This is a genomic window from Pedobacter sp. ASV1-7 (assembly GCF_040203335.1).
Classification (GTDB): Bacteria; Bacteroidota; Bacteroidia; order Sphingobacteriales; family Sphingobacteriaceae; genus Pedobacter.
In genome coordinates, this window is record NZ_JBEHBV010000001.1 from 215,890 (window position 1) to 232,657 (window position 16,768).

Sequence of the window (16,768 nt, forward strand, 5' to 3'; positions counted from 1 at the left end):
TAGAACATTAAAGATGAAAAGGAATATTTTTAGAAATACAATTGTTGTTTTTATATTGATTGCAATTGCATCCTCCTGTAAAAAGGATGTACCACCAGGGGGAACAGCTGTACAGGTTATGGCTGGCGATTGGCATGTGAAAGTAAATGACAACTCAGGTTATTATATAACCATGTATACGTTTAATACCTCGGACGATTCGTCCACACAAATGTGGCTTCAGGCTAATGGTTTAACTTCAAATAATATTCATATACCTAATCCGGGAGGATCGGCTTCAATGCCAGGACTGCCGATCGGAGTTAAGGGAAAAGTGAATGTGGATGTAGCAAATCAGACTTTTTCAGGATCAAACATTACAAACATAAATAGCAATGCAACTAATGTCCCTACATTCAGCATCGCTAATGGGAAAGTAACCAGCAATGGAACTGTTGGTCCAGGATCAGATAGTCCTGCAGATTTAATAACATTTGATTTAATTGTAAATGGGGTTACCTATAAGGTTAGCGGCTATCATCGAACCGGCTATCTGGAAGACCTCCCCCCGTCAGAAAGGCCTTAGTGAGGTAAATGGATAATTTTAAAAGGAGTTGCTTAAAAGCAGCTCCTTTTTTGTTTATAAGAAGGTCTCACCTTTAATATTGGGTTAGTTCTACTTTTTTATTGTCAACGATTAATCTTGCAGTCTTACCAACTGCCATACTCATATTGTCGTCTATATGCCCCACTGGAAAGTTAAAACATACCGGAAAATCATATTCCTTTACTAAATCCCATATCACTTGCTCAGTGCTGACTCCAAAAGGAATAGTCTCGGGAGATTGTTCATTAAAAGCGCCAACAATCAAGCCTTTCAATTTGGCAAGTTTCCCTGCACGCTTTAGCATTCGCATCATGCGGTCTATGGCGTATTCATGCTCTCCAACATCTTCAATAAACAAAATCTTATCAGTATAATCTATTTCCGAAACTGAGCCCTGCATCATCACTATCAACGTTAAATTTCCACCAATTAAAACCCCTTTAGCCTTACCTGTTCTGCCAGGTAATGTAGGTGTGTATTCATAATTAAGTGGATCTCCAAAGAGGGCTCCACGTAGTGAAGCTAATGATTCAGGTGTTGCATCATCAAAAGTATAAGGCATTTGTCCGTGGATGCTTTGTATATTTAATGTGGCTAGTATATGTGAAAGCAATACTGTAATGTCACTAAAACCAACAATCCATTTCGGATTGGCTTTAAATCCGGTAAAATCCAGCTCGTCAATTATCCTGATGGTACCATATCCCCCTCTTCCAGCAATGATGGCCTTAATTTCTGGATCGTCTAGAAATCTCTGTAAGTCCGCAGCCCTTAATGCATCGTCACCGGCAAACTGATGGTGTGAAGCATTTACAGTTTCTCCTATGATAACTTCCAGTCCCCATGTTTTAAGAACGTCTATCGCCTTATCAATACTGCTCGGCAATTTCTTAGCTGGGCAAACTATCGCAATTTTATCTCCTTTTTTTAAATATGGGGGTTGGGTAATCATTGGCAAATCTAATTTTAGCTAAAATAATCAAAATAACTATAGGCTAATTCCATTCCTGTGTAAAACACTTATCTTTGCCAAAATAATAGAAATAGTTTTGGATAACAGTAAGATAAAAAGATATACCGTTACAGCGGCATTGCCCTATACTAACGGACCAGTACATATAGGACATTTGGCAGGCGTTTACTTGCCGGCAGATACTTATGTAAGATACTTGCGCTCTAATAAAAGGGATGTTAAATTTATTTGTGGCTCTGACGAAAACGGTGTTCCTATTACACTGAAAGCTAAGAAGGAAGGTGTAAGTCCACAGGTTGTAGTGGATAAATATCACAAAATAATTGGCGATTCTTTTAAAGAATTTGGCGTTTCTTTTGATATTTATCACAGGACATCTTCTTTAATGCACCATCAAACGGCTTCTGATTTTTTCGAAACATTATATAAAAAAGGAGTTTTTACTGAGGAGATAACAGAGCAGTATTTCGATGAAAAAGCGCAAACATTTTTAGCTGATCGCTATATCACTGGAACTTGCCCTAAATGTGGTAATGAGAATGCTTATGGAGATCAATGCGAGAACTGTGGCAGTACATTAAATGCTACAGATTTAATCAATCCGAAGTCTACATTATCTGGTGAACCTCCAGTAAGAAAAGAAACAAAAAACTGGTTTTTACCTCTTGATAAGTATGAAGATCAGTTAAGAAAATATATTGATAGCCATAAGGAGTGGAAACCAAATGTTTTTGGCCAATGTCAATCGTGGTTAAATGCAGGTTTGCAGCCTCGTGCGATGACCAGGGATCTTGACTGGGGAGTAAAAGTACCGGTTAAGGATGCTGAAGGCAAAGTGCTTTATGTATGGTTTGATGCACCAATAGGTTATATATCTTCTACTAAAGAGTTATTCGAATATGCTAAACTTGGTATTTGGAATCCAAAAGCTGAGGAGTACTATATCAATCAAAAAGAGGCAATTGAAGGTAATTGGGAAGACTATTGGAAAGATGAAGAGACTAAACTGGTACATTTTATCGGAAAGGATAATATCGTTTTCCACTGTATAATTTTCCCTGCGATGTTAATGGCTCATGGAGATTATATCCTTGCTGATAATGTTCCTGCAAACGAATTCTTAAACCTTGAAGGACAAAAAATCTCTACTTCCAAAAACTGGGCAGTGTGGTTAAATGAATACCTTGTTGAGTTTAAAGATAAGCAGGATGTATTACGTTATGTTTTAACGGCTACAGCACCAGAGACTAAAGATAATGACTTCACCTGGAAAGATTTTCAAGCTAGAAATAATAATGAGTTGGTAGCGGTATTAGGTAATTTCATTAACCGCGTTGTGGTATTAACTCACAAGTATTTTGATGGGAAAGTACCGATGTGCATGCATATTACTCCTGAAGATCAGTTGGTAATTGATGAATTAGCTGCTGCACCAGCAAAAGTTAGTGCTTCTATTGAAAACTATCGTTTCAGAGAAGCTTTAACTGAAGTGATGAATGTTGCACGTTTAGGTAATAAATACCTGGCAGATACAGAGCCATGGAAAGTAATTAAGACAGATGAAGATAGAGTGCGTACTATTCTGAATATCAGTTTACAGATTGCAGCCAACCTTGAAATATTAATCGAACCATTTTTACCTTTCACAGCAGATAAACTGATGAAGATGTTGAATTATGGCGGGCATACTTGGGAAGCGGCTGGTAAAATGAACCTTTTACACAGAGGTCACCAGTTGAATGAGCCTGTTTTATTGTTCGAAAAAATCGAGGATGAAGAGGTACAGGCACAAATAGATAAATTGAATCAGAGTAAAGTAGATAATACTGCCGCTTCGGCTGTTGCTGCTCCTGCAAAAGAAAATATCCAATTTGAGCAATTTACAGCTGTTGATATTCGTGTGGCGACTATTGTTGCAGCAGAGAAGGTTGAAAAAACTAAGAAGTTGTTAAAGTTGACACTCGACACAGGAATAGATCAGCGTACTGTGGTTTCTGGTATTGCTGAATACTATAAGCCTGAAGAAGTGATCGGTCAGCAGGTTAGCTTAGTCGTTAACCTTGCTCCTCGTGAGATTAAAGGGATTGTATCACAGGGTATGATCTTAATGTCAGAAGATGCAGATGGCAAACTTGCTTTTGTCGCTCCAATAGACAAACATAATAATGGCAGTGTAATCAGGTAATTTCACCTGGACCGGTATCTTTATTCGCTAATGCATTGCCATCGTCAGCCTGTAATCGTAAAAATAACAGGCTGGCGATGGCTGTTAATCCAGACATAGTTAGGAAAGTATACTTAAAGGCCGTCACTATGGAAGCTGACATATCTGTTATTTCACTTTGATATTTAGATAATAAAAAGGCGGCAACAGAGATACCCAAACTCATGGATAGCTGCTGCATCACCATTAGTAAACTATTTCCTCCACTGGCAGTTTCTGTGTTCAGATCAGACAACGACAATGTATTCATAGAGGCCATCTGAATAGAGTTCACCGCCCCAAAAATTACTAATAACGGAATAAGGTTTGGTAAGGGAGTGTCTTTTGAAATGAGTGCAAACAGGCCAATTACCAATGCAATAATTAAGGTATTTGTAATCAATGTTTTTTTATACCCCAGCTTCTTTACTATTGGCACTACCCATGGCTTTACCAGTACTGATGATAAAGCTACTGGAATCAACATCATTCCAGATGCCATGGCCGAATGTCCGAGCCCGACCTGAAAAAGCAAGGGTAAAAGCAAAGGCATTCCTCCGATCCCCAAACGAGTAAACAGGTTTCCAAAAACACCGATCCTGAGAGTTCTGATTTTGATCAGCTCCAGATCGATGATGGGATTACTTGATCTTTTGTAGTGCCGGTAGTAGCCGTTCATCATTAAAAATCCTAATAAAAAGACTCCTGCTAGTGTCCAGCCCCCTATTACACTTTCTGAGCCTAGTTCTATTCCAATGGTGAGCACGACCAATGAACCTCCAAAAAGAATCATGCCAATAAAGTCGAAGCCTTTGGTAAGGTGTTTATAGTCTGGCATTGTTTTACGTGCCCAAATGATTCCCAGAATGCCAATGGGAATATTGATAATGAAAATCCAATGCCATGAGGCAATATCTACCAACCAGCCGCCTAAAGTTGGTCCAATGATCGGGCCTACCATACCAGGAATGGTAATAAAATTGATTATTCCTAATAACTTATCTTTTGAATAAGTGTATAATATGGCTAATCTGGCCACTGGTACCATCATCGAGCCACCTACAGCTTGTAGCATTCGAGCAGCAATAAGCTGTGGTAAAGTTTGTGAAATTGCACAGGCTAAGGAGCCCAGCGCAAACAAGCCAATGGCCCAAATGAATATCTTTTTCGATCCGTATTTATCTGATATCCATCCACTTAAAGGAACCAACAGAGCAAGTGTTAGGGTATAACAAACTACAATAGATTGCATTTGAGTTGGCGAACGATTTAAATTATTCGCTATAGAAGGTAATGCTGTATTTAAAATAGTCCCATCCAGAGATTGCATGAAAATTGCCAATGCGGCTATCCAAGGCAGATTTTTCTCGTAAGTGTTAATGGTATGGGGCATTCACAAACGTATTAATTTGTGTGTTGTTTATTAAATAAACACAGAAAAAGAAAGAATGTTAGGCTATTTTATATACTATCTGTTTTGTATGAGCCATTATAAAAAAATGATTATGGCTCAAGTATTTTATTCCTATATTTGCGGCTGCTATCTTAAAAAGGTTAAGATCGCCTTGGTCCCGTAGTTCAACGGATAGAATAGAAGTTTCCTAAACTTTAGATAGCAGTTCGATTCTGCTCGGGACTACATAAAAAAGAGAACAAATACGCTCTCTTTTTTTGTTTGTATTCATGTTAATCTGTGCATTAATGGAGAGAAGTTTTCGTTTGGTTCTCTAATATATACTTCACAATAAATTCTTTTACCACTCTCTTTTTCGTATTGTCAGCAATTAAGTCATATAAAGGAATCAGCCCATTACTATCAAAGTCAATGAACCTGTAGTCAGATTCAGAAAGACTTTTGTTCCATTCATTAAAATCAATTCTTTTGACTCCTACTATATCGAGTTCTTTTACTTTACTAATGTCTCCACCTATCATATCATACCTTAATTTAATAGAAGAGTTAGTATTTAGAGCTTTAACATTAATTAAGCCTCCATTACTTTGAAAAAAGCCAAATACTTTATTAATAGCATAGTTCATCCCTTCTTTTATGGCCAATATTCTTTCGGAATTGTCTGGTACTTCCGATTGATAAAGGATATTGATCCTAGTGCCTATATGAATCCGTTGCAAAATATGAGTTCCATACTTCTTTACAAGTTGTTCCGCATTTAGAGTTTTAACATCTTCTGTAAATATAGTAGTTAAGCTATTGCTTCCTTTAGTCGCTTGTATTCTTAACTTTCTGCGTATAAAAATCCAGGAAAAATAACCATAACCATATTTTTTTGACAGGGCATTACTTCCTGGAAAAGAAGATACAAAAGTTGATTTAAATACATTTAATCCATTAGAGACGTCATATCTTTCGGACAGTTGGGCCGAAAGGTCCTCGGCATTAGTTCCGTAAAATGACATTGAAAAGTTTTGAGTGCCATTACTTGGGCTAAATGCTTCTTTGTCATTATTGGCAATAAACAAAGGAAGATCAATTACTTGTGCCCTAACCGAGCTTGTACTGGCATATTTGTTTGTAATATCATACCCATAGCCTAATAAATTGTAAATAGCATCACCTTGAGGTTCAGCTACATTAGAAATGTCTTCAAACCTAGCTACGGAAATTTCAACTTTAGGTACCTCACCGATTTCTTCTTTTAAATTGTTTTCACTAGTTTTTTTGCATCCGCTTATGGAAGCCAGCAGGATAAAGGCCAGGATTGCTTTGTTCATAGATGTGTTTTGTCTGTGCATTCCAAACTTAATGGAAAACTATTAGAAAACCAATCCTTTATGTTACCCATTATGCTAGATAAGGGGCAAAACATATATTTATCTTTCTATAATGACTTTTTTTTGATAATATTGATTATCAATAATGTATAGGCAAATTAAGCTCTTGAAAACAAAATCATATATAACTACTTTAACTCCTTTAAGGGGCATTGCAGCGTTACTTGTTGTTCTTTTTCATTGCAATTTTTTGAATCCATTTTTACCTGTTGGTTATACTGAGTTTATTTCGAATTCATGGCTTTGGGTCGATTTCTTTTTTATTTTAAGTGGATTTATCATTTGTTATGCATACGGGAAATCTTTTAAAGGAAGTTTCACCCTGGGAACCTATACAAAATACATGGCTGCGCGTTTTGCCAGGATATATCCTTTGCATTTTATTACGACTATGTGGATGTTTGGTTGTGCTGTGGTGATTATACATTTAACAGGTAAGGCAAATGACCTCCTTAACTTAAATGCACTTCCAGCTTGTCTCTTATTGGTACAAAGTATGTTTGCCTTTTTTCCAGAGCCACCATTAAATAATCCCTCCTGGTCTTTAAGCACCGAGTGGTGGGTGTATGTTATCTTTCCATTTTTAGTACCATTGTTCTTTAGACTAAGACATAATGGACAAATTCTTGCAGGCCTTGGAGTCATTTTGTTTTACATTTTTATCCGATACATTTTAGGCCCAATCAACCATGGAGAACCAACATTAGCCGTGATGACAGATTTTGGTTTTTTACGGTGTCTGGCAGGTTTTTTTGTAGGAATGTTGCTCTTTACATTTTACAAACAAGGTGCTGGCATAGACTTGTTTAAAAGAGATTGGTTCTTTATCGTTGTAGTAACTGGTTTAGTTTTGGCGATGCATTTTGGAGCTATGGATATCATCATTGCTGCATTCTTTCCATTTATTCTAATTGCTGCCGCCTATAATCAAACCAAGGTTAAAAGTGTTTTGGATATCAAAATACTACAAAGATTAGGCGACTGGTCATTTTCGATTTATCTAGTTCATGTGCCCATTATTTATTCGCTCAAAGCAGCTAAATTAGTTAAGAATCAAATATTAAATCCTGTAGCCATGAAAGAGGCGCCAATAAAAGGAGTAATTGCCGAAGCTGTTTATCAACCTAACTAAATTTATAGTGTCTTTGTGGATTGCTTACTTTATCCTTGTTTTCACTTTTCCAATTTTAGCAGAAATTATGGGCACATATGGTCCCTTCTACTTGTATGCAGGTATTTGTTTTCTAGGTTTCCTGTTTGTAAAGAGTAAAGTAAAAGAAACGAAAGGACGTACTCTGGAGCAGTTGGAAACTGATCTTGCCAGGCATTAGAAGTCCATTTGGTTTTATTTATATCGTATTATCTTCTTGAATAAAATTTTAAAAACTCTATATAATGTATCTTTGCTTGGATGTAGTTTAAAGGCCTCTGTTACTTGTTTAAGAGCCGCTTTAGGATTGTTTTGTGTATGATAAATGCGGTCAGACAATAAGCCTACATAGTTCGCATAATTCATTCTTGCCTTTCTTTTTAGCTCTTTTCGTTTATTTTCAGGCAAATAATTCTGAATGATATCAATTACGGCGGACATGTCTTTAATATTTTGGCCAGTAGTTAAAGAATTACTTGTAATATTACTGGAATGCACTCTGTAAAGGGCTAATTTTTCAGGGGAATAAGCAACTGGGTAATTTGCGGCAATCCGGGTCCACATTTCCCAATCTTCACCGTAATGCACTGCAAAAAAGCTGCCTAAATTTTCATAAACTTCGCGTTTTACTACTATACAAGGTGTTTGAAGAGATTGCTCTTCAGCAAGTCTCAAGACCCAGTTGTCAATGATTCCGGGTTCTTTTAATATTTGCTTACTGTCCCAAAGCCATTTGTCATTTTCATCAATGTCAGAAGATCTCGTAAATGCGGCCCCCGCTTCAGGATACATTTCGAATAACTTACCAATTTGGTCATAAAATCCTGGCTTAACTAAATCATCACCATGCAGAATCTGTACAAACTTCCCTTTTGATCTGTTGATACAAGTTTCGAAATTTCTTAAGCTACCTACATTGCGCGGTTGTTTATAAAATCCAATGCGGCCTTTACCAATCTCATTTACCAAAGCTTCAACATCTCCATCTGTGCTAAAATCATCTATTACTTCGATCTGCATCTGATTCTCATCCGGTGCCTGCTCCAAAACACTTTCAATAGTTTTGCGCAAATAATGGATGCAATTGTAAGAAGGGATCATAACCGACCATTTAGGCTGATTAAGAGCGGGAGACAATGGAGCAATATGGGGAGGTACTTGTGGTGTACGTTCAAGCATAATTTATTAATATATCGATTTGTATCAACATTTATCAATATCAATAGTCTAAGTACCAAAATAGTTATATTTTAGTAGTAGAATACTTCTTGTATGTAAAAGTAAAAGATTATTTTACTTTTGCCCTATGCGCAATACAAAAACTTTCAAATTAAAGATTTCAATTAACAAATGTGGTAAACTATGATCAATTTAAAAAATGAAGCGCTGGTTAGTATCATCATTCCTTGTTATAATCATGGTAGATATTTGTCCAAGGCAATAGAAAGTGTGTTGGCACAAACTTATCCTCATTTCGAAATTGTGGTTGTAGATGATGGTTCTAAGGATAATACTAAAGAAATAGCTCAAAGTTACAAAGATGTTAAGTATGTATATCAAAACAATCAAGGTCTTTCTGCAGCACGGAATACCGGGATTAATGAAAGTAGCGGTCAGTACCTGATTTTTCTGGATGCTGATGACTGGTTGCTAAAAGATGCGTTGATGATAAATCTAAACTATATTCAAATGAACCCGCAGCTGGCATTTGTATCTGGTGGATTTCGATTTTTCTATGATAAAGATCAGATGACTAGTGATGTTACGAGTAAAGTTGAGACAGATCATTATTGCCACCTTTTGCAAAAGAACTTTATAGCTATGATTGCCGCTGTAATGTTTCAGCGTTGGGTATTCGATTCCATTCGATATGATACCTCATTGAAGGTTTGTGAAGATTATGATTTATATTTAAAAGTTGCGCGCAATTATCCTATCGCCCATCATACTGAATTAATTGCCTCCTATTTTATCCATGATTCAAATGTTTCTAAGGGCTCAGCACTGATGTTGAGTACTGCTTTACAAATATTAGATACACAGAAAAGTGGATTAAGGAATGCCAAAGAGAGACATTGGTTTAATCAGGGGCAGGTTTTTTGGCGAAAATGGTATTGCCGTATTATGTATAATGAAATGGCCAAGGTTTTACATGAAACCCTTGAGTCAAATAAAATCATGCTTCAGGCATTAAGAAAATATGATATACGATTGTATATTCAGTTGATCATTAAAACAGTTCTATTATTTTTTAGAATAAAGAAATCCTAATGTATCATTAATTTTTTATCCAGCTGTTCAGGTGAAAAGCAAATGTTTCCCCATCCCAGTTATTAACCTGGAAACGTGGGATTGCATGTTTATCAACGTCAGCGATGAAATGATCAGCATGGGTAGTGAATCCAAGTGTTATACCCAAATCAGGCAAAATTTCTAAAGTGTTTTGGTTGTGGCCACCATGCGGATATGCAAAAAAATTAATTGGGTTGCCAGTTAATTCTTCTAAATATTTAATGCTTCCCAGTATTTCTTTTTTCTGATACTGTAAAGAGAAATATGGTAAGAAAGGGTGTGTCATGGTATGGGCGCCAATGGTAAACAGCTTGTTTGATTGCATATCTAGCAACTCTTTTTTATCCATTGCAAAATTTTCAGGCCTTTCATGGGGGTTGTTTGCCCAAACTTCGAGAGTTTTGATAAAAGCCGGATGCTTTTTAGAAGGCATTTTCCTGACAATTCCACAAAGTTTTAAATATAGATCAAATGGGCTAAGGACATTACTGTTGTCAGAGCTTCCAATATCCCATGAAATATTAATAGGTTGTTCAAGAACTAGTTTGTTTGGTAGATTAGGCGATTGCAAACAAATGCGTTCCAAAGCATCCCACCAAAACTCCTTTTGTTTTCCAATGGAATCGGTTGTCATAAAGAAACATGCCGGGGTATTATATTTTTCAAGCAATGGCTTAGCAACTAAATAATTGTCGCGATAGCCATCGTCAAAAGTAATAGTTATAGCATTTGCAGGCATTTTTTTCTTTTTGGTAAGGATGTCTGCCAATTCATTTATGGAAATTACATTATGGTCTTTTAATACTTTTAAATGCGCTTCAAAGTTCTCTGGACTAACGGCAAGATCCCAGGGATCAGATGCAAGATCAGCTATTCGATGATACATTAATGCAATACCGCGACGACCATATTTTTTTTTAATAGATGGGAATAAAGAGCTTAAAGTCATGAATTTTTATTTAATCGGACTGAAATTACAATGTCATATGAAGTGTCTCTGATATCAAGCTTTGCCTGATCTGCTTCAACAAGCCCAATACCATGTAAAAATGACATTGCGGCATATACATTGCCATATCCTTGGATTTTAAAATTTTCAGAGGGAAATAGTTCCGTGAAAATCTTGTTAATTAAAGTTTCGTTAAATGACCATAACCAGCTTTTATGCCAGTCGCCCCTTTCAATTGGGCTGATGCCTGGAACTGTCATTAACAGGGTGCCACCTTTTTTTAGCATCCTGTAACAATGTTTTAATGCTGATGTATAGTCGTAAATGTATTGTAAAGTTTGTGTAAGTATAATACAATCAAAATGAGTTGACGGTAAGTGGTCAGCCTTACTTAAATCCGCGATATAGGTGGCTCCTATTGTTCCTTCGTGGACATGTAATACGTCGCTTTTGGTAACTTTGTCGCCGCCATATTTTAGTGTATAAGCATTATTTGCAATTTCTAAAACATTACCCTTAATGATACCTTTTTCTGCTTCTAAAAAGTTTTCAATATAGTAGCGGTCTATAGGGCCACCACGATCAAACCCAAAATAATTGCTAAAGGGTTTCACTGACTTAAAATCGCCCCAGTTAATCTTACCTTCTGCAGGAGTAAAATCAGGATACATATTTAAGCGGTTCGCAAACCTATTAATAAAATTAGGTGCGTATTTCTTTAATGTAGCTTTTAAGTTGCTTTTCATTAATTGATAATTTATTAGTCAGAGGCAATAATGTTAGCGTTTCAATTAACAATAGGGTTTAAGTCTGTGAAACTATTCATTTTTTTTTGATTAAAAGAAGTTATTCAAATGGAATCTCAGACTGTAACAAGATTATCTCAAATGTGATACATGCAAGAGGGAATCGTATAAATCCTTATTTTAATTCTGATTAAAATTATATTAGAATATATTTGTTTCATGTCGTCACACCATATCATCAGAGAGAAACAAGAACCAGCACTTTATATTCACGAGTTAGCTGCATTTAATGAAGAGTACTTAGGCCAGTTATTGGAATGGAGTCCTACTTTAATTGTTAATGATGCAGAATATGAAAAGGTAATCAGCATGGGGTTAAAAGTAGATGCTATTGTAAATTCTTCTGACTTAAATAGCATTCAGGAAAACACAAAAGTAATTCATGTGAAGACTGAGCCATTGGATGCGGTGCTTGATTTTCTTATTGCTGAAAAATATCAGGCAGTAAACGTTATTGATACCAAAAGCAATTTAAGAGAACTGGGGAGCTATATTGATGAGATCAATATTGTCGTTTTTACAGAGACAGAAAAAGCTTATGCCATTAAATCTGGTTTTAAGGTTTGGAAGCCTAAAGGAAGCATCTTTAAAATTGAAGTGATGTCTTACTTTGAAACCAGTAATCTGATGCAGGAAGAAAGTGGTGATTTTGTGGTTATTAATGATGGTTTTGTTGAGTTTATTTTTACCACATCGTATTTATTTATCAGTGAAGTTTTATGATCTTATTGAGAAAGGGAAAGGAAGAGGATATAGAAAGCATTCAGGATATTGCTTACAGAACCTGGCCTCATGCATATAGCAGCCTGATTAGTCAGGAGCAGATTGATTATATGCTCAAAAAGATGTATAATAGAGGTGAGTTGTTGTCGCAACTTCAGCAGGGGTATACGTTTTTAATGGCCGAGGAAGATGAGAAAGATCTAGGCTTTGCTGTTTTTTCTATCATAGATTCGGCAAGTCATATTTACAAACTTCACAAATTATATGTATTGCCTGAAACTCACGGCATGGGGGTAGGAAAACTGCTGATTAATGAGGTAGTGAATCTTGCCAAAAGAGCTGGAGGTGTGTCACTGGAGTTGAATGTGAACCGGGAAAATAAAGCTGTGACATTTTATAAGGGTGCAGGTTTTACCGTAAAGGAAACCGTAGACCTTGATATAGGTAACGGCTTCCTGATGAATGATTATGTGATGCACAAGCGACTTTAGTCGTGGCTTTCTACAAGTCTCGGTATTCTGCCTGGCGTATCTGTTCCTTTAATAATAGTAATTGCACTCTTAGCAATGGCTTTAATTGTAGCCAAGATATTCTGAGTGTCTAGTGTACTATACTCGTCTTTTACAGTATGATAAAATGCATCAGTATCAATCTGATCAGTGCTAATAGTATGAGCAGGAACACCTAATGCTGCGAGTGTAGCATTATCGCTTCTATAAAATAAGTTTTGGCGGATGTAGGGATCTGGGTGAAAAGTGAATTCTGTCCCGACAAGATTCTTTTGCAATATTTTACCAAAGTCAGATTTATCGAAGCCTGTAATGAAGGCTGTATTCTTTCCGAACTTACTTTCTTTTCCAATCATTTCTATGTTAAACATAGCAACTACATGATCTGGGTTTAGTTTTTTAGAAAAATGCTTTGATCCAAAACCACCAATCTCTTCAGCTGTAAAGGCCACAAAAATCAGTGTACGCTCATTGTTATTTAATTTCTTGTAATATTTAGCCAGAGCAATCATTGCTGTAATGCCAGAAGCGTCATCGTCTGCACCATTGGCGATGCTGTCCTGTAGGTCACCTTTTACAATTCCTAGGTGGTCGTAATGACCCGAAAATATTACCAGTTCAGCAGCTTTGGATTTGCCGGGGATCATACCAGCTACATTAAATGCTGGTTTTCCTTCTATTTCGAATGATTGTCTGAATCCAGTTTCGCCATCAAGGGGCTTTAATCCAATAGCTTTAAACTCTGATTCAATAAAAGAAGCGGCTTTTTCTATTCCAGGACTGTATAGCCCTCTTCCTTCCATTTCATCACTGCTCAAGGTTTTAATTAACCGATCCACATACTCTTTGGTGATGATTTTATTGATGTCCTGGGCAAAGGTTAGCTGAGTAAAAAGTAAGGCAACTAATGTGTAAAGGGTTTTCTTCATTATTCGTATAATTTATTTTTTCGTTTTTCAATTTCAGTACTTACACGGGTATCATGTACACCATCGATCACCGCGATTTCAAAGTCTTTGTCTTTATCAGATTCGTAGATCTGTGCCGTTTCAATATTTAAAACAGAATGATCGTATGGACCTCTGCTGCTCATCAATTTAACAAAAACAGGTAAACATTCAAAGAATATAAATAGAAGGCCTATAAATGTTACTGCCAATGCAGTGCTTGTATCTCTGCTGCCGTCTCTATTATATTTGAGCTGCCCTAATCCCCAGTTTCGGTCAGCAAAACCGGCTATATTGGTTAAGCTGTCCAGTTGCTTTCCTGTATATAATTTTTCTGTCATCAGCCCATCAAACTCTTTACGGCCATCAACAAACTTCTCAAGGTTACGGACATATGAAATTAAGGTGTCCAGATCATTTTCACGTTGTTTTAATTCCGCTTCTTTTCTTTTAGCATATGGACCATAGCCCATTATACCCGAAGTCTCTGTGGTTTTATTACCAAATATTTCAAAGTTCAGCTTTTGCCGGTCAGCTTTTATGCCACTAGTCATTGAATCCCTTTGTGCTTTAGCATCATTTAGCTTGCCTATTTCTATAGCGTATTTGTTTTCAAAAGCCGCATTGAGTGTGTCGATATTTGAGCGTTGATTATTGAGATAGCTAACCTTAAGACGTTCTTTAATTTCCTTATCAAATATTTTAAGTTCCAGTGGGCGGGATATGACTATTCCAATCATGATTGCTAATAGAATACGCGGTGTAGCTTGTAAGATCTGTTTGCCTGTACTTGCGCTTTTGTTAATACTTGAAACGATATACCTATCCATGTTGAAGATGGCCAGTCCCCATATTATTCCAAAGAGTAAGGCAAACCAGACAGCCCCTGGATCTCCTTTAAAGACAAAATACATGGCATAGCCGCCAGAAAGTGCTGCGAACAGTCCGGTGAAAAATATGGTGGCTCCGATGCCTGTATATTTGTTGTGCTCTGTATGGTGTTTTTCAAGAGTTGAAATATGCGCCCCGGAGCAGAACCAGAAGAAACGTGATATCGCGTTCATAATGGAAGAAAATCAAAGTTAAATAAAGACTAACTATTAAACGCACAGCCCACTTAGTTGTTACAGAAAATCGTTCGCTGTTAATTGTATATTGCCATGGCTTTGTATTTTTCTAGTAGTAAAGCACCGTATGACAAGTGATTTAATTATCTTTGAAAAAATCGAAATAAACATGATAAAAGAAATAACCGTTCAGGAGCTGAAAGAAAAAATCGACAATAAAGAAGATTTTCAACTGATTGATGTAAGGGAAACTTTTGAGTATGACACTTCAAATCTTGATGGTTTGAATATCCCTTTAGGTGGTATTTTAATAGAGGCCGACCAAATAGCACAAGATAAGCCTGTAATTATTCATTGCAGAAGCGGTAAGAGAAGCGCTGCAGCTGTAATGCAACTTGAGCAACAATTAGGTTTAACCAATTTGTATAATTTAAAAGGTGGAATCCTTGCATGGCAAGAGGCTTTTGATCCTAATATGCCTGTATACTAATTATGGGAAAGAAGATTGCTTTAAACGTTTTTTATAATCTGGGAATCATTCTTTCCATTTTTGGAATAACATGGGGATATAATAATGCCCAATATTTGCCAATAGCTTTGTTTGTAGTAACTGGTGCTTTTTTTGTTTACCTGAAGATAAAGCTGGTAAAGGAGATGCGCAATACGCTTAAAAACAGGAATTAAATAAGGAAGGGTTTATCCCTTCCAACCCTAAGCCAGCCAAGTTATTTAGCTGGTGTTTTCCATCTTTCATAATAGGTGTGATGAAAGGATTGTTTTTAGTTAGCCAGGGGCCATCCAGATCTGCCCAGTCGCATAGTGGGGCTAAGGCCATCCCTGCTTGTGTTGCACAAGAAGTTTCACTCATGCATCCTATCAATACTTTCATCCCCAAAGACCTTGCTTTAAGAATCATTTGATAGGCTTCGTACATGCCGCCGCTTTTCATTAATTTAATATTGATGCCATGATAGGATCCTTTTAATCCATCTAAATCGGCTAAGCGTTGTGCTGCCTCATCAGCTAATATTGGAACGGGGCTTCGACCTGTAAGCCAGGCATTGCCTTCCAGATCGGCTTTGTCCATTGGTTGTTCAATCAATTGTACTCCTTGATCATGTAGCCAGTATATGAGTTCTATCGCATCTTTTTTGTTTGTCCACCCTTGGTTGGCATCCACATATAATGGTAAATCGCTTACCGTTCTTATTGTATTGATAATTTCCCGGTCATTATTCCTGCCCAGTTTCACTTTTAAAACCTTAAATCCTTTTGCATCGGCAATTTTTTCTTTGATGATCTCAGGGCTGTCAATGCCTATAGTATAAGATGTCAGGGGCATTTTTAAAGGGTCAGCGCCGTAAATTTCATAACAGGGTTTATGCAGTATTTTTCCATTAATGTCATTTAAAGCGATGTCAATTGCCGCTTTAATTGCGGGGTGGCCTTTTTCAAGGCTATCTAAGTAAGTCTTTATCTCCTCAAAATTAAATGGGAATGTGAAGCTGTGCCAATCTATCTTTTTTAAAAAAGCTTTTGAAGTTTCAACACTTTCACCCATATAAGGTACCATAGAGGCTTCACCATAGCCTTCAACAATGCCTCCATTATGCTCATAAGACAACCTGATCAGCATGATCGGAGTGCTTGTCCGCGAAAATTTGGCGATTGAGAAGGGATGTTTCAGTTCCAGATTGTAAGCATTGCAAGCGATCTTCATGGTAAAAGGCTTTTGGTAATATAAAAGTTAAAAAAAGTGTACAAAAGCGA

Annotated in this window: 18 protein-coding genes and 1 tRNA gene; 10 read left to right on the forward strand and 9 right to left on the reverse strand. The window is 36.8% G+C overall.

Annotation, left to right across the window (positions count from 1 at the left end; all coding sequences use genetic code 11):
• Window positions 1-13: 13 nt before the first annotated feature.
• Complete coding sequence (locus tag ABDJ41_RS00995) at window positions 14-565, forward strand: lipid-binding protein (RefSeq protein ID WP_349783867.1); 552 nt, start codon at window positions 14-16, stop codon at window positions 563-565.
• 73 nt (window positions 566-638) lie between these two features.
• On the opposite strand, the gene ABDJ41_RS01000 is transcribed toward ABDJ41_RS00995, so the two are convergent.
• Window positions 639-1,538, reverse strand: coding sequence for a S66 peptidase family protein (locus tag ABDJ41_RS01000; RefSeq protein ID WP_349783868.1), 900 nt, complete (start codon window positions 1,536-1,538; stop codon window positions 639-641).
• Between the two features lie 97 nt (window positions 1,539-1,635).
• Between ABDJ41_RS01000 and metG the strand changes: the two genes are divergently transcribed.
• Window positions 1,636-3,744 carry a methionine--tRNA ligase gene (gene metG / locus ABDJ41_RS01005; RefSeq protein WP_349783869.1) on the forward strand — a complete coding sequence of 703 codons (2,109 nt, stop codon included), beginning with the start codon at window positions 1,636-1,638 and terminating at the stop codon, window positions 3,742-3,744.
• Here the strand turns inward: metG and ABDJ41_RS01010 are convergent.
• Complete coding sequence (locus ABDJ41_RS01010) at window positions 3,737-5,155, reverse strand: DHA2 family efflux MFS transporter permease subunit (RefSeq protein WP_349783870.1); 1,419 nt, start codon at window positions 5,153-5,155, stop codon at window positions 3,737-3,739. The genes metG and ABDJ41_RS01010 overlap by 8 nt on opposite strands.
• Window positions 5,156-5,329: 174 nt before the next feature.
• Here ABDJ41_RS01010 and ABDJ41_RS01015 point away from each other — a divergent pair.
• A tRNA-Arg gene (locus ABDJ41_RS01015) sits at window positions 5,330-5,401 on the forward strand.
• 59 nt (window positions 5,402-5,460) lie between these two features.
• On the opposite strand, the gene ABDJ41_RS01020 is transcribed toward ABDJ41_RS01015, so the two are convergent.
• Entirely contained in the window at window positions 5,461-6,495 is a 1,035-nt protein-coding gene (locus tag ABDJ41_RS01020; RefSeq protein WP_349783871.1) for an MAC/perforin domain-containing protein, read from the reverse strand.
• A gap of 166 nt (window positions 6,496-6,661) precedes the next feature.
• Here ABDJ41_RS01020 and ABDJ41_RS01025 point away from each other — a divergent pair, with 166 nt between their 5' ends.
• A complete protein-coding gene (locus tag ABDJ41_RS01025) occupies window positions 6,662-7,687 on the forward strand; it encodes an acyltransferase family protein (protein WP_349783872.1) in 1,026 nt (341 codons plus the stop codon).
• 7 nt (window positions 7,688-7,694) lie between these two features.
• A complete protein-coding gene (locus tag ABDJ41_RS01030; RefSeq protein WP_349783873.1) occupies window positions 7,695-7,886 on the forward strand; it encodes an MFS transporter in 192 nt (63 codons plus the stop codon).
• A 14-nt stretch (window positions 7,887-7,900) separates the two neighbouring features.
• Here the strand turns inward: ABDJ41_RS01030 and ABDJ41_RS01035 are convergent, their stop codons facing one another.
• A complete protein-coding gene (locus ABDJ41_RS01035; RefSeq protein WP_349783874.1) occupies window positions 7,901-8,884 on the reverse strand; it encodes a glycosyltransferase family 2 protein in 984 nt (327 codons plus the stop codon).
• A 183-nt stretch (window positions 8,885-9,067) separates the two neighbouring features.
• Between ABDJ41_RS01035 and ABDJ41_RS01040 the strand changes: the two genes are divergently transcribed.
• Window positions 9,068-9,976, forward strand: a complete 909-nt coding sequence (locus ABDJ41_RS01040; protein WP_349783875.1) for a glycosyltransferase family 2 protein — start codon at window positions 9,068-9,070, stop codon at window positions 9,974-9,976.
• Between the two features lie 7 nt (window positions 9,977-9,983).
• Here ABDJ41_RS01040 and ABDJ41_RS01045 read toward each other — a convergent pair whose 3' ends face one another.
• Together ABDJ41_RS01045 and ABDJ41_RS01050 are read right to left on the reverse strand one after the other, a co-directional pair.
• A complete protein-coding gene (locus tag ABDJ41_RS01045) occupies window positions 9,984-10,946 on the reverse strand; it encodes a polysaccharide deacetylase family protein (protein ID WP_349783876.1) in 963 nt (320 codons plus the stop codon).
• Window positions 10,943-11,692 (reverse strand): methyltransferase domain-containing protein, encoded by a 750-nt coding sequence (locus tag ABDJ41_RS01050; RefSeq protein ID WP_349783877.1) that lies wholly within the window; start codon window positions 11,690-11,692, stop codon window positions 10,943-10,945. The genes ABDJ41_RS01045 and ABDJ41_RS01050 overlap by 4 nt, the downstream gene beginning before the upstream one ends.
• Window positions 11,693-11,911: 219 nt before the next feature.
• On the opposite strand from ABDJ41_RS01050, the gene ABDJ41_RS01055 reads away from it, so the two are divergent.
• Both ABDJ41_RS01055 and ABDJ41_RS01060 read left to right on the forward strand, forming a co-directional pair.
• Window positions 11,912-12,475, forward strand: coding sequence for a thiamine pyrophosphokinase (locus ABDJ41_RS01055; protein ID WP_349783878.1), 564 nt, complete (start codon window positions 11,912-11,914; stop codon window positions 12,473-12,475).
• The gene (locus ABDJ41_RS01060; RefSeq protein WP_349783879.1) at window positions 12,472-12,966 is read left to right on the forward strand and encodes a GNAT family N-acetyltransferase; all 495 of its coding nucleotides are present in this window, start codon (window positions 12,472-12,474) and stop codon (window positions 12,964-12,966) included. Before ABDJ41_RS01055 ends, ABDJ41_RS01060 begins: the two co-directional genes overlap by 4 nt.
• On the opposite strand, the gene ABDJ41_RS01065 is transcribed toward ABDJ41_RS01060, so the two are convergent.
• Both ABDJ41_RS01065 and ABDJ41_RS01070 read right to left on the reverse strand, forming a co-directional pair.
• Complete coding sequence (locus ABDJ41_RS01065; RefSeq protein ID WP_349783880.1) at window positions 12,963-13,913, reverse strand: M20/M25/M40 family metallo-hydrolase; 951 nt, start codon at window positions 13,911-13,913, stop codon at window positions 12,963-12,965. The two genes, ABDJ41_RS01060 and ABDJ41_RS01065, sit on opposite strands and share 4 nt — an antisense overlap.
• Window positions 13,913-14,995: a DUF4407 domain-containing protein gene (locus ABDJ41_RS01070; RefSeq protein ID WP_349783881.1), complete on the reverse strand. Its 1,083-nt coding sequence runs from the start codon at window positions 14,993-14,995 to the stop codon at window positions 13,913-13,915. The genes ABDJ41_RS01065 and ABDJ41_RS01070 overlap by 1 nt, the downstream gene beginning before the upstream one ends.
• 175 nt (window positions 14,996-15,170) lie before the next feature.
• Between ABDJ41_RS01070 and ABDJ41_RS01075 the strand changes: the two genes are divergently transcribed.
• Window positions 15,171-15,488 carry a rhodanese-like domain-containing protein gene (locus tag ABDJ41_RS01075; protein WP_349784722.1) on the forward strand — a complete coding sequence of 106 codons (318 nt, stop codon included), beginning with the start codon at window positions 15,171-15,173 and terminating at the stop codon, window positions 15,486-15,488.
• A 2-nt stretch (window positions 15,489-15,490) separates the two neighbouring features.
• Window positions 15,491-15,682, forward strand: a complete 192-nt coding sequence (locus ABDJ41_RS01080; RefSeq protein WP_349783882.1) for a DUF6358 family protein — start codon at window positions 15,491-15,493, stop codon at window positions 15,680-15,682.
• On the opposite strand, the gene ABDJ41_RS01085 is transcribed toward ABDJ41_RS01080, so the two are convergent.
• Entirely contained in the window at window positions 15,666-16,718 is a 1,053-nt protein-coding gene (locus tag ABDJ41_RS01085; protein WP_349783883.1) for a dipeptide epimerase, read from the reverse strand. The genes ABDJ41_RS01080 and ABDJ41_RS01085 overlap by 17 nt on opposite strands.
• Between the last annotated feature and the right edge of the window lie 50 nt (window positions 16,719-16,768).

What these genes read in the sequence shown, in the direction of transcription:
- ABDJ41_RS00995 (WP_349783867.1), top strand. Translation starts at nt 14, where the DNA reads ATGAAAAGGAATATTTTTAGAAATACAATTGTTGTTTTTATATTGATT.
- ABDJ41_RS01000 (WP_349783868.1), bottom strand. Translation starts at nt 1,538, where the DNA reads ATGATTACCCAACCCCCATATTTAAAAAAAGGAGATAAAATTGCGATA.
- ABDJ41_RS01010 (WP_349783870.1), bottom strand. Translation starts at nt 5,155, where the DNA reads ATGCCCCATACCATTAACACTTACGAGAAAAATCTGCCTTGGATAGCC.
- ABDJ41_RS01020 (WP_349783871.1), bottom strand. Translation starts at nt 6,495, where the DNA reads ATGAACAAAGCAATCCTGGCCTTTATCCTGCTGGCTTCCATAAGCGGA.
- ABDJ41_RS01035 (WP_349783874.1), bottom strand. Translation starts at nt 8,884, where the DNA reads ATGCTTGAACGTACACCACAAGTACCTCCCCATATTGCTCCATTGTCT.
- ABDJ41_RS01040 (WP_349783875.1), top strand. Translation starts at nt 9,068, where the DNA reads ATGATCAATTTAAAAAATGAAGCGCTGGTTAGTATCATCATTCCTTGT.
- ABDJ41_RS01045 (WP_349783876.1), bottom strand. Translation starts at nt 10,946, where the DNA reads ATGACTTTAAGCTCTTTATTCCCATCTATTAAAAAAAAATATGGTCGT.
- ABDJ41_RS01050 (WP_349783877.1), bottom strand. Translation starts at nt 11,692, where the DNA reads ATGAAAAGCAACTTAAAAGCTACATTAAAGAAATACGCACCTAATTTT.
- ABDJ41_RS01055 (WP_349783878.1), top strand. Translation starts at nt 11,912, where the DNA reads ATGTCGTCACACCATATCATCAGAGAGAAACAAGAACCAGCACTTTAT.
- ABDJ41_RS01060 (WP_349783879.1), top strand. Translation starts at nt 12,472, where the DNA reads ATGATCTTATTGAGAAAGGGAAAGGAAGAGGATATAGAAAGCATTCAG.
- ABDJ41_RS01065 (WP_349783880.1), bottom strand. Translation starts at nt 13,913, where the DNA reads ATGAAGAAAACCCTTTACACATTAGTTGCCTTACTTTTTACTCAGCTA.
- ABDJ41_RS01070 (WP_349783881.1), bottom strand. Translation starts at nt 14,995, where the DNA reads ATGAACGCGATATCACGTTTCTTCTGGTTCTGCTCCGGGGCGCATATT.
- ABDJ41_RS01080 (WP_349783882.1), top strand. Translation starts at nt 15,491, where the DNA reads ATGGGAAAGAAGATTGCTTTAAACGTTTTTTATAATCTGGGAATCATT.
- ABDJ41_RS01085 (WP_349783883.1), bottom strand. Translation starts at nt 16,718, where the DNA reads ATGAAGATCGCTTGCAATGCTTACAATCTGGAACTGAAACATCCCTTC.